The sequence below is a fragment of the Parvibaculum sp. genome (genome assembly GCF_049671045.1).
Classification (GTDB): Bacteria; Pseudomonadota; Alphaproteobacteria; order Parvibaculales; family Parvibaculaceae; genus Parvibaculum.
In genome coordinates, this window is record NZ_JBATUH010000018.1 from 115,001 (window position 1) to 128,284 (window position 13,284).

Annotated in this window: 4 protein-coding genes; all 4 read right to left on the reverse strand. The window is 64.2% G+C overall.

Annotated features, from left to right (window positions below; all coding sequences use genetic code 11):
• Window positions 1–22: 22 nt before the first annotated feature.
• Window positions 23–1,195 (reverse strand): efflux RND transporter periplasmic adaptor subunit, encoded by a 1,173-nt coding sequence (locus WBG82_RS02485; protein WP_424420939.1) that lies wholly within the window; start codon window positions 1,193–1,195, stop codon window positions 23–25.
• A 300-nt stretch (window positions 1,196–1,495) separates the two neighbouring features.
• On the reverse strand, window positions 1,496–9,184 hold the full coding sequence (locus WBG82_RS02490; RefSeq protein ID WP_424420942.1) for a beta strand repeat-containing protein: 7,689 nt from the start codon (window positions 9,182–9,184) through the stop codon (window positions 1,496–1,498).
• Between the two features lie 80 nt (window positions 9,185–9,264).
• Entirely contained in the window at window positions 9,265–10,965 is a 1,701-nt protein-coding gene (locus WBG82_RS02495; protein ID WP_424420945.1) for a ShlB/FhaC/HecB family hemolysin secretion/activation protein, read from the reverse strand.
• Window positions 10,966–11,260: 295 nt separating this feature from the next.
• Window positions 11,261–13,284: HD-GYP domain-containing protein (locus tag WBG82_RS02500; protein WP_424420947.1), on the reverse strand; the 2,024-nt coding region annotated here is incomplete at its 5' end.

Here is a 13,284-nt window from a genome sequence, read left to right on the forward strand (position 1 = left end):
GGCATCGCCGGCGCCAGAATGATCAGTCAGCCACGGGTGCCGCCTTCGAAGCGGCGGCGGTCTGGCCCGCTGGCACGGGCTTCACCTCGGCGCCGGGCTGGACTTTCTGCAGACCTTCGACGATGACGCGGTCGCCCGCGGCGACCCCTTCCGTCACCAGCCATTTGTCGCCAATGGCGCGAACTGCCTTCACTTCCCGGCGCTCCGCCTTGTGATCCGCGCCGACGAGCCAGACCGCGGCCGAGCCGTCGGGATTGCGGACGACGCCTTGTTGGGGCACGAGGATCGCCTCGCGCAGCACGCCCTGCTCGACCGTCGCGCGCACGAAGAGGCCCGGCAGAAGCTCCTGCCGCGGATTGGGGAAGACGGCGCGAAGGCTCACCGTTCCCGTGCCTTCATCGACCGTGACATCGGAAAACTGGAGCTTGCCGGTTTCGCCGAAGCTCGCCTCGCCCTCGCCGAGATGCAGCGTGACCTTCGCGGTGCCGCCATCCGGCGCCTCGACGCGACCTTCCGCGATGTCGCGGCGCATGCGCAGAAGATCGCCGCTCGGCTGCGTGAGATCGACATAAATCGGATCGAGCTGCGTCACCACGGCAAGCGCGGTCGGCTGGTTCGCCGTCACCAGCGCGCCCTCGGTGACGGATGACTTGCCGATGCGTCCGCCGATCGGGGCGAAGACCTTGGTGTAGGCGAGATTGGTGCGCGCTGTGTCGACCGCGGCTTTCGCGGCGGCGACATCGGCCTCGCTCTGGGCGAGGGTCGCGGCGACGTCGTCATATTCCTGCCGGCTCACCGCATTGACGGCGACGAGATCCTTGTAGCGGGCGGCCTTGACGCGGGCGACCTTCGCATTCGCCTCGGCTCTGGCCAGGGCGGCGCGCGCGGAATCATAGGCCGCGCGGTAGAGCGCCGGGTCGATCTGATAAAGCTGTTGCCCGGCCTTCACTGTGCCGCCCTCTTCAAAGAGACGCTTCAGGATGATGCCGTTCACCTGCGGGCGGATTTCGGCGACCCGGTACGCATTGGTGCGGCCGGGCAATTCGGCCGAAAGCTCGAGCCGCTGCGGCTCGATGGTCACGAAGCCGACTTCCGCCGGCGGCCAGGCCTGCGTCGCCCCATTGTCATCGCAACCCGCGAGCGCAAGGGGCAAGCCCGCCACCAGGATCAGGGCAAGTTTCAGTCGGCCACGCATCGGATCACCAGATCGTTGAGATTGCAGAGGGAACGAAGCGGCTGGCCCCGGCACGAACCGGCCACTCTGGGGAGCGGAAAATCGCGAATTGTCGTTTGTAATGTAATCTACATTACACTTGCAAATGAGAATCTGTAAATCCCCCTTTCGGGAGCTGCTGTTTAGCCACGCCCGACGGTGGACGGGACGGGTCCAACGCCGCCGAAAAAGGAAACCGGCGGGGCCCTGAGGCGCCCGCCGGCTCAAAAGTCGCGTCGTTCGGAAGGGAGCGGGCCCGCGGCCCGCCCCGCCCCGGTGCGCTTACTGCGCCAGGGCGATCTCCTGCTCCTCGTCCTTGTTGCCGGAGAGATCGACGATGATGGCGACATAACCCTGGGCGAGCAGTTCGCCGAGCTTCTGGACGCTGTGGACCAGAATGACCTTCGGCTTGCCGCCCTGCGCGCTGCCGCCCGCCGCCGGGCTGACGAGGCCGATCATCATGCCGCTCGGCAGGATGATCTCGCCGCTCGGCGTGATGATCGTGCCGGCCGGGAGCGTGAAGCCCTCGACGACGATCTGGTTGGGATCGGTCGCGCTGTTACCCGTGCGCGTCTGGCCATTGACGATGAGCGGGCCACTGCCACCCGTATTGATGGTGGAGAAGCTGCCGTCGATGTTGCCGCTGGGCGAGGTCACGTTGAGCGCGGTCACATTGGCGATCACGTCGACACCGTTGTCGGCGAAGAGCGTGAGCGTGCCGCCATTGAACGTGCCGGTGATCGTGTTGCCATGGATCTCGGCCGTCGGCGCCGTGACATTGCCACTGAAGTTGCCGCCGGCATTCACGCCGACATTGCCGCCCGAGACGATCGGGCCGGTGGCGTCGCCGCCAACGGTGCTCGTCACCGAGCCCTTGGTGTGCAGCGTGTCCGTCGTGAAGGTCTGGTCGCCGGTCAGCAGCGAGTTGTAGTCGCCGCCGACATAGACCGTCGCACCCGAGAAGTCGTCGCCGCGCACCGTCACCGAGCCGAGCCAGATGCTGTCGGTGCCTGCGTTCTGGATGCTGATGTCGCCATTGGCGCCGCCCGTGCCCGTTCCGGCGAGGAAGGCAACGCTCTGGGCGCTATCGGCCGTTCCGACGATCGGACCGGAGAAAGTGATATCGCCGCCGGCCGCCGAGGTGTCGAAGGTCGTCAGCGCCTTTGTCAGCGTCGCGGGCCCGCCGAAGTGCAGCGAGTTCGCGACATAGAAGTTGCCGTCGAAGGTGGTCATGCCGGTCCCGGTGACGCTGACAGCGCCGAGACGCGTCGTCGCGCCGAGATTGCCAAGCGTGACCGCCCCGCTGCCGCCATTGATCGTCAGCGACTGGCCGCCAGCCGTCGTGCCGTCGATGGTGCCCGCCGTCACAGCGCCGTTCAGCACCGTGTCGGAGAGAAGCGTCGTCGCGGCATTGAGCAGGAAGCCGCCCGCAGCCGTTACGCTGCCGCCGATCGCGGTGGCGACATTGGTCGTCAGGCTGTCAAGCGTCGAGCCGTTGAAGGCGATGTTGCGCGCGTCATCGACCACGAGGTCTTCATTATAGGTACCCGCGTCGACATTGACCGTATCGCCGGATGCCGCCTTGTCGATACCGCGCTGTACCGAACCCGAACCGGTCGTGACATAGACGTTTCCGGCTTTCACGGTCGCAAGGCCCGAGGAAGCCAGATCCGCGCCATGCGTGATCAGATCTTCGGTGGCGAAGAGTTCGGCATCCGTCATCTGCGAGCCGAGCTTGCCATTGAACTGCACGCCGGTCAGGTCGAGCGCGTTGCTATTGCGCCAGACAATATATTGGACCGTATCCGCGCCAGAGGTGATCTCGTTGCCCGTGCCGAAAGTGACGTTGCCACCATCGAGCGCGTCGCCAGGCATGAAGAACACGTAGCCATTGTTGTCGAATGCGTTGCCCGTAAAGGTCGTCTGGCCAGGCGCAGCCTTCCCCTTCTCGACAGCCACGGCCATATGGACATTGGTGAAGCTGTTATCGGTCACATTCAGCGTGTCGACGCCGCGGACAAGGAGGGCCGCGCCGTAGTTCTCGCCATCGCTCGACACCGAGGCATTGGTGCCAATGTCACTGATCGTGTTGCCGGCAAAATTGACAGTCCCGGCATTGAAGATCTTGAAGATACCGCCGGACGACTGCGTGCTGTCACCGATGTTCCTGACTGTATTGTTCTCAATCGTGATGGAGCCGGTCCCGCCGTCAACCTGACGAACGGCGATCCCCCCCTTCACGTTGTCGACGATGTTGTGCGTAAAGACGAAGCTCGTGACATTGCGGCCGGAGCCGCCGGACGAATTGTCGAACACAGCCCAGTTGCCGATGTTCTTGAACTCGGAATTCGTGATGGAAATATCACCCAGAATTGACGACCCGCCAACACCGTGCAGCCCGGCGTCGTTCTGACCGTCAACAGAGACGTTATCCATCGAGAAACCGTTGATGGTGCCGCTCGCCCGGATAATGAAGCTGCCGCTGGCCGCACCGGCATTCTTGACGTCGAGATTCTTGAGGCTCACATCGGAAATGTTGCCGCTGAGCGTGATGCCCTTGGTGAGCGAAGCCCTATCATCCGCATCCGCGCCCTGCAGCGTCAGACCCTTGTTGACCGTGACAGCTTCGTCATAGACGCCTGACAGCAGATTGACCATCGCACCGGTGGTGGCGGCGTTGATCGCGGCGTTGACCGACATCGCCTGAACGCCGTTCGTGCCGACCGTGTAGGTGTTCGTCCGGGCCGAGCCATCCCAGCCCTGAACGGTGCTCGACGAGGTGTTGAGCATGCCATCCGCGCCGAGCGCGAAGTCGATTGCGGCCTGCTGGGTCTTCTGCAGCCAGGTGAACTGGCCACCGAGGCCGTCCGCACGGCCATTCGCGTTGGCAACAGCGAAGCTGTAGCCCTGCAGATCGAGCGTTCCGAAATCCTTGGACGCAGATTCGTCCTGCATGAAGAGCGGGTTCAGCTCCGTGAAGTCGTTATTCGCCTCGACCGAGATGTTGGTCGTCTGCTGATCGTAATAGGCGTTCTTCTGGTAGAGTGCGACCCCGCCCCAGAGATTGCCGATCGTCGAGCTGTTGCGGATCGTGACGCCGTCGCTATCCGTGATCTGGATGCCGGCACCCTTGGTGCCGACTTCGGACCCGACTTTGCGGCCATCGGCGATGAAGCCATCGATCGTGGCGTTGACGGCACTGTTAAGATCGAGTTCGGCCCGCCCCGCGCCCCGGCTCGTCACATTCCGGATCGTGAAGTTATGGACACGATCCGAAGCGAGGCCCGAAGCCGGTTGCACCTTGATGCCATATGACGCGCCGGTATCGGCCGCCGGACCGTAGAAGGTGAATTCGCTGAGCGTAACGTCATCCGCGGTTACATCGATGCCATAGCCGGAAACGCCTTGCCCGTCGATGATCGTGGTATCGCGGCTCGCACCGGCCAGCGTCAGGCCGCTGTTCCTGATGCCGAGGGTCGAAGCCAGCGTGTAGTTGCCAGCGGCAAGGTTGAGATAGCCGTCCGTACCGGCGAGATTGACGGCACCCTGCAGCGCACCACCCGCAACGTTGACGGTGTTGCGCGCCGCGTTCAGGTCGTTCGCGGATGCGGCGCCATAGAGCACCATGGCATTGCCGCTGGCGCCGATGTCGAAAATGTTATCGGTGAAGGTGTTGGCGCCCTTGAGCAGGCCGACGCCTTCCGCCGACGCCGTCACATTATTCTCCGATACGGTGTTTCCGGTGTTCTGCAGGCTGATGCCATAAGCGGTATCGATCGTGTTGCGACTGATCGTTGCATTGCCGGCAGCATATTGCGTGGTCGTTTGAACGCCGGTCAGCGTGCCATTGATCGTATTGTCGGCCACCGTCACATCTCGACCCGAGATCGAGACGCCCACACCGCTGCCATTGCCGTTGATGGTGAAGCCGGTCAGCGTTGTGCCGTCGGCGCGCAGATCAATGATGCGGCCCGTCAGACCCGTGCCATCGATAACAGCACCGTCGGCACTCTGGATTGTCACATCAGATGCGCCGCCGAACGACGTTCCGAAGGCTCCATAGGTGCCCGCGAGGACATTGATCGTCGCGCCGTTCGAGGCCGCGTTGATCGCATTATTGATCGACAGGGCGATCGTGCCGGCCGTGTTGTAGCCGACGGTGAAGACATTGTTGCCCGCCGAGCCGAGCCAGCCTTCGACATAGCCGGCAGCCAGTGCCGCGACGTCGATTGCGCCCTGCTGCGTCTTCTGGAACCAGGTATAGGCATCCGCCGGGTTCGTGTTGCGGGCGATGTAATCGAAGCCCTCGACGGTGACCGCGCCGAAATTATTGGTCGCGGATTCGTCTTCCATATAGACGGGATTCGCTTCGCCATAGGTGTTGGACGCGGCGATGGTGACGTTGTCGACCTGGTAGGAATAGCCGCTCGGCTTGTTCGACTGGTAGATCGCGAGGCCGCCATAGGAACCGCCATTGGTCGACGAGTTCTTGACGAGAACGTTCTGGCTGTCGGTGATCGCGATCGCAGCGCCCTTGGTCGAGCCCGAGCCCCATGCGCTCGGCGTGCCGTCCGCGGTGACGTTGTCGAGCGTGCCGCCGCGCACGCCGTTCAGGTCGATCTGCGCCTTGTAGGCACCCTTGCTGGTGACATTGGTGATGTTGACGTTCTGCGAGTCCTCGACCTTGATGCCGTAGCCGCCTGAGGCCACCACGCCATAAAGCGTGAAGTCGCTGAGGTTGACGTCGCTCGTGCCGCCGATCACGCGCAGGCCATAGGACGAGGCGCCGTGAGCGTCGATGATGGTGCCCGCCTCGCTCTCGCCGACAAGATTGAGGCTCTTGTTGATGGCGAGATAGCCATAGCTATAGCCATTGGCGCTGTCGACGACGTAGGTGCCGTCCTTGAGATAGACCGTGCCGCCGGCAACCACCGCCTTGACGCCCGCCTCGATGGTCTGGAGCGTTCCGAGCGCGCTGCCCTGATTGGCGTTGGAGCCCGACGTGCTGACGACGACGGCGGTGCGGTTCGAGTTGCTGTACGCCTGATCCTGAACGGTCCAGCCGCCATTCGCCGCGCTGGCGGCAAGGAGCGCCTGCTGCACGCTCAGCGGCGCGTCAGCGGCGATCTTCTGGCTGTTGTTGTAATAGGTCGCCCCGACATAGTGGCCGTTCAAATGGGTGTTCATGCCCCATTCGTTGCCATACTCGCCCTCGCTGTTGCCGGAGATATCGATGGCATAGCCTTCGGAATTGCCCGCGCCGGCATCGGTGTACTGCACCGAGATGCCGCTCTTGGAATTGTCGATGATGTTGTTCGTGACAGAGCCAGTATTGCGGCCATCGATCAGGACGTTGTTGCGCAGGCCGTGGATATAGTTGTCCGTGATCGTGAAGTTCGTCGCGCCATTGTGAATGGCGATGCCGCGCGTGACGATCGAACCCCAGGCAAAGGTGAGGTAGGACTCGTTTGCGGCCGGGCCGGCAATTTCAAGCCCCTTGATGGTGACGTTATTGGCCCAGACGTCGATCGCATTCGTCTGGTCGACGCTCGGAACGACGATCTTCGCGCCATCTTCGCCCGCGAGCGTAAGCCCCGCGGTGTTGATCGAGATGCCGGGCGTGTAGGTGCCCGCGCCGATATGGACCGTATCGTTCACCGATGCGGCCGTAACGGCGTTCTGGATACCGCGGAAGACGTAGTTGACGTTGGCGACGGCATGGTCGAGCCACACGGACCCGTTGATCCATGTGTTGTTGGCAAGCACATCTGCAAAGGTGCCGGTGAGCGCCGAATTGGTGAGGTTCAGCATGTTCGTGCCGGCGCCCATATTGGCGCCGTCGAAAGTGTTGCCCGTCACCACCGTATTCGTGCCGCGGGCACGGAGCGCATCGCCATAGCGGGTCGTCGTACCGGCAAAAGTGTTGCCGGTGATCGTGGCACCCACCGCGTCGATCGTGACAAGCGTATTGCCCTGTTCCTGACCGGAACCGTTCAACCCGCCAGCCGTGCCGACCACCTGATTGTTGGTGAAGGTGATGTTCTGCGTATTCGTGACCGACGGACCGCCGCTGATGACCACCAGCTGGCGCGGCACGTTGGCGGCCGTGAACTGATTGGCAAAGCCGAGATCGCCCGCTGTCGCACCCGCGAAGGTCTGGCCGTCGAAGATGTTGCCATCGACGGTGAGATTGGTGACGGCCGCATTGTATTCGGTCATCAGACCGTGATCGCCGTTCGCGGTGATCCGGTTGCCGGCAACGGTCGAACCCGAATTGGCGCCCTTGAAATAGACCGCTGCCGACTCGATACCCGCACTTGCGTTGTCGATGCCGACGATCTCGAAGCCATGGTCGATGCTGCCGAGGGTGACGTTGTTCGCGCCCGAAGCGATGAGGACTGTGCCGAGCGCCGAGGAGCCCTGACCGACGATCTTCGTCGCGTCGCGGCCATCCGTTGAAAGGAGGCTCAGGTCGGACTTGTTGATTGTGACGTTCTCGTCATAGGTGCCCGCCGCGACATTGACCGTCGCGCCGCCCGCCTTCGCCACATCGACGCCGTTCTGGATCGAGCCGGAATTGGCGACATTCACCACCGAGCCCTGGCCCGACAGCGTCTTGCCCGCGCCGAGCTTGATCGTCGCGTTGAGGTTGATCGTCAGATCGCCGTCGGCGTTCTGATCGTTAAGGGCGAGATCGCCCGCGCCGGTGCTGATGATCTCGCCATCGACGGTGATCGAATTGTTTGCGGCGAGCGTCACGCCCGTCGTCAGAAGCTGATTGACCACCGTGCCATTGGTGATGGTCGAGGCGTCGGGGTCGACCGGCCCAGCATTCGCGCCATCGGTAACGGTCAGATCGTCGGGGTCGATGGTCCAGTTGCCCGTCTCGCCCTTGGGCGCGAGCGTGTTGACCGAGATGGTGCTGGCGATCTCGACCTTCTTGCCGGAGGTTTCGATGGCGCCGCCATTGCCGCCTTCCGCGCCGCCCTTCGCCGAGAAGGTGCCGTCATAGCTGCCCGACTTGTTGGCATAGGCCGTGATCGCGCCGCCGTTGCCGTTCGTGCCGCCATCGGCACGGAGCACGGCGTCGCCCGTGGTGGTGACGTTGTCGGCGGTGAGGACGATCGCGCCGCCATCCTCATGCACGCCCGAGGCGAGAACGGTGCCGGAAACGTTGACGACGGAATCGACAACGGCACTCGCCGACTTCGCCGTCAGGTTGACGGTGCTGCCTTCGGCGATGAGCTGGCCGGACTGGTCGACAAGCGCGTTATTGGCGCCGAGGCCGATTTCGACCAGCTGGTCGCCCGCGAGATCGAGCGTGAAGGTGGTGCCCGCCGCCAGAGTGACCTTGCCGACGCGCGCCTGGATGACGCCGCTGTTTCGGACGGCAGGCGCCACGAAGGCCGCAAGGCCGCCATCGGCAATGGTGATCGCGCCTTCATTGGTGACCGAGCCGCCATCCGCGCCGGAAAGCTGGAGGCGCGTGTCGCCGCTCATGAAGGACTGGACGTTGATGTTGCCCGTCGAGGCGACGATGCCGGCGACGTCGATCTTCGCGTTCTTGCCGAAGAGCACGCCGTTCGGATTGAGGATCCAGACCTGTCCGTTCGCGTTGAGCGTGCCCTGGATTTCGGTCGGATTGGCCGAGCCGTTGACGCGGTTAACGGCGATCGAGGACGAATTCGGCTGAACGAAATTCGTCGTCGCATTCGAGCCGATGTCGAAGCTGCGCCAGTCGATGACCGTTCGGTTCGTGGACTGATTGACCGTCAGCGTCGCGCCGGACTGGTTGAAGGTGGCGGCGCCGCCGACGACATTCGGGTCGACCGGAAGCGCGTTGGGATCGAGGGCGAAGGCGGAACTGGCGCTGAAAGCGAGGCCGAGAGCGCTGAAAGTTGCCGCCTGCCGCGTCAATGCGGTGGAAGTCAGCAGGCTGAACTTACGACGATTGAAAATATCGTTTCCCATTTCACGCCAGGGCCTCGCGGCCCACCCCCTCATAAATGCTTGAGTTTTCTATCTGCTTTCACAACATCGGAACGCAGAACTCAGAACGACATACCCATCGAGAAATACACACGCGGATCGCGATCTCCCTCGGCTGCGACCACTCGTGTCAGAGGCTTCGCCACTTCCAGCGAGAGCTTTGCCCGGTCCCAGGCTGCAAGACGCACGCCAACGCCGGCGGAAGCGAGAGATTCACGCTGCTTCTCGCCGGGCAGAGGCTGCACCCGCCAGACCGCGCCGCCTTCGTAAAAGCCGTAGAACTGCACGCCCGACACGAAATCCGCCCGCTCGATCGCGTTCCACTGCAGCTCGGCCTTGCCGCCGAGGCCCTTGTCGCCCGTCAGCTCCGACGGGTCGTAGCCGCGGCCATAAACGAGACCGCCGAGGCCGAACTGTTCCGAAGAGAGAAGACTGTCTCCGAACGACGTCTGGCCGATCGCGCCGACCAGCAGATTGACGTCGGTGATGAGCGGCTGCAGGCGCGTCACCTCGAAATTGACGCGATGGAACTTGCCATCGGCATTGAGGCGCGAGCGATTGGCGTCCGACATGGTGGAGGCGCCGAACACGTCGAGCCCCTGCGTGAAGCTCGCCGACAGCGTGGAGTAGCCGCCCCATGTGTCGAGGGCGTTCACATAGACGCCCGCATTGACCGACCGCACATGGTCGTTGAAGAGCGGCTTCACGAGAGCGTCGTCGGACTTGGAGTCGCGGCTCGTCACCCCGCCCTGCACGATGACGTTGAGATCGCGCGAGCGGATGAAGGGATAAGAGAGCGACGCCTCGAAGGTGGTCGCGCGGCCGCGCGTATCGAGCAGCGCCAGTGTGGAGCCGGGCTCCGTGCGCGTGTGGCTGAGCATCGTGTAGAAGCGCAGGCCCGAAGCGTTGAGCGGCTGATCGAAGCTGATCGCGCCGAATGCGACCTCGGGGCCGCCCTGGGGCGCCACCACCGCCGTCAGCCCGAGCTGGCCGGCCGTGCCGAACACGTCATTGGCGAAGACCGCGCCGGTGATCTCGATCGGGCCCAGATATTTCGACCCGCGATTGTCGACGCCGATATAGGCGTTGAACGGATGACGCTCGGCGAGAAGCGTGAGATCGGCCGCGCCCGGCGTCGTCGCCGAGGGGGTCAGAACGCTGCGGATCCTGAACCCGGCGAGGTCCTGCGCGAGCAGCAATTCGCGCTCGAGCACTTCGGCCGTGAGCGGCCTGATCGCCGCGATACGCCGGCCATGCTCCTCGAGGAGGGAGCGGGCGCCGCCCGCATCGCCTTCGATCGTCACCTTGTCGATGAAGCCTTCGACGATCTTGATCTGGAGCTTGCCGTCATTGATGCGCTGGGTCGGAACGATGGCGCGGGCGAGAATGTAGCCCTGCGCGCGATAGGTGGCGGTCACGCGGCTCGCCAGCTCGAAGACCTGCACGAGCGAGATCTCCTTGCCGATATAGTCCTTGGCGATGCCCTGGAGCGTCGCATCGGGCAGCGTCGCATTGCCTTCGAACGAAACGCTCGTCAGGGTGAAACGATGCGCGGCGGCACCTTCGGGCGCCTTCTGCTCGGGGCCTGCGGGAATTTCGATCGGAACACCAACGGACGGTGCTTCCTGCTGCGGGCGCAATCTCTCGCCTTCACGGCTCGGATTGACGGCGCTGTTGATATCGACCGCCTGCACGGCGCCGGCCGAGAACAGAAGACCCGCGACAGCAAAGATGGTGGCGCAGCCTACGCGATGAAGTTTCATTCCCCCGCCCCTCAAGCCCCGAAAGTCCGGGCCGCAAATGCAGCGACCCATCGAGAAATATTTAAGAAAAATTTAACGTTTCAACAGATAACCCTGCGAATTGCTTGCGATCAAGGGGGGTGGACGAATGAATCGTCGCACCACAGGCATGCTTTCGTGCGGGCAAGAACTTGCGTTGCCCGAAAAACATCTGTGGACGAATCAACCGATCTTTTTTGAATCAGACAGTTAGCGGATGAATCCGAAGCAGAATCGTCGCCCAGCAACAGGCGCGCGACCGGACGGCCACACCCGATTAAAAATTTCGTGTGGTTAACGGCGCGGCGCCCGAATCCCACCCTGCCGCGACGAGATCACGCAGCGCCTCCACCGTGTCCCGGTCCATGAGCACGGAAGATGTCAGTTCCGCGACGGCGGCGGCCGGCGAATTTTGCGTTCTATAGGTACGCGGACTGACGAGGGCGACAAAACCATTTGCGACAACGATGATGCGCGCCTCGCGCCTGACCGGCCGCTCGGGATCGTCGAGCGCGCGCGTGCCGTTCATCAGTTCATGCGCCTCGCTCAGAACGGCGCCGATCGGCAGATCGAAGGGAACTTGCGCCAGCAAATTCAACCACTTCCTGCCGCCCGTGGAAAACTTCAACCTTTCATCCGGCGCCAGCGCGCCCGCCTTCGTCAGCAATTCGGAGGAAACGAAGAGCTTGCCTACATTGAGGAGCGCGCCCGCGATTTCCGCGGTTTCGATTTCCTCGGGTCCGGCGCCTGATGCGCGGGCAAGATCGGCTGCGAGCGCCGCTACCCGGCGCGAATGGGCCGCGGCGCCCGGATCGCGCTGGTCGATCGCGTCAAGAAGAAGGTCAGTAAGCGCCCAGTAGAACCGTGCCTTCTTCTCTCTCTGTTCCACCGCGTCGGTAATGTCGTCGATGCTCAGAAGCGCGCCGCCCTGTTCATCGCCGCCTCTGAAGGGAGCGGCCGTCACCGAGAGGGCGCGCCCGCCCGAGTCGCGGATTTCGCCGACATTCACGATGCGCCCCTGCCGATGGCTCTGCTCGGTGGCGCGGATGGCGGCGTCCGCGATCTCCGCCGGCAGCGCCGCGCGGAGCGGCCTGCCTGCGAGGAGCGCGGATTCGGCCCCTGCCTCCCCGGCAAAGCGGGCATTGGCGAAGACGATGCGCTTGTCGCGGTCGGCAAGGACGAGGCCGCCCGGATAGGTGTCGGCGACCATCTGCAACATGCGCTCGCGGCGCTGGAGCGCGGCCGCATGCGCGCGGGCGACACGCGCGGCCTCGACGGCGTTCACGCTCACGCCATGCCGCCACAGCGCGAAAACGCCGGCAATGACCGCGAGAAGGCAGAAAAGGAGGCTCAGGAGAAGCGTGCGGAGCCGCTCCGTGATGCCGCCAAGCGCCAGCTCGCCATCCACATGGGAGACAGCGACGAGGGACGATCCGGCGACGGGGCTTGCGACCAGCAGGGCCATCCGCCCGTCGGGGCCAGGGCCGGCCTGCAGCGTGCCGGGGGCGCCCGCCGCCTCGAGAAGCCCGGCATCATCCTTCGCATCCGGGCTGAGCAGGCGGGCCGCCTCCCCGCCTTTGCGGCCGTCGAGCCTGAAGGTGCCCCCGGCTCTGCGGTCGAGAAGCGTGACGCCTACATCGAAGCCGCTTCTGGCCTCCAGCGCCCGGAAGAACTCCTCACCAAGGGGCGAGGCGGCGACGAAGTAGCCGACCGGCGCGGCATCGGGCGATTGGGCCTGCATGGCCGGGACCGGAGCGACGAAAGCCATCGCCGCGCCGCCGTCCCCGGAAACGGGCAGGGCTCCGCCCTCGCCTTTCACTTCCGCGAGCCGCCCCCTGATTGCCTCGAAGGAAGGGCGATAGCCGGGGCTCGATGCGACGAGCGAGCCGTCGGCAGCAAAAAGGGCGACGCCGCCTGACGTTGCGGGCAGGCTCTCAGGGGAAGCGCCCACCGGACGGAAGGGCGCGCGCAGCCCGAGCGAGGCGACATAACTACCGACAATGGCCCGCTTCGCCTCGCCCTCGGCCACGCGGTTGCCATCGAACCCGGCAAGCGCAAGCTCTGACATATATATCTGCACCGAAGGGTTAGAGGCCGCGCTCCGCAGCGCGCGCTGGCGCTCGGACATCCACTCCCCGGCCGCGCCGCTGACGCCCGAAGCCGAGGCGGAGAGCCGGTCTTTCCAGCGCTGAAGCTCGAAATCCCGCTGGTTTCCCACCAGCCAGAAGATCCACCAGATGGCGAGCAGGGCGGCCAGAACGATCGCCACGCCCGCCCAGAGCGCCCCCTTGCCGCGCCGCA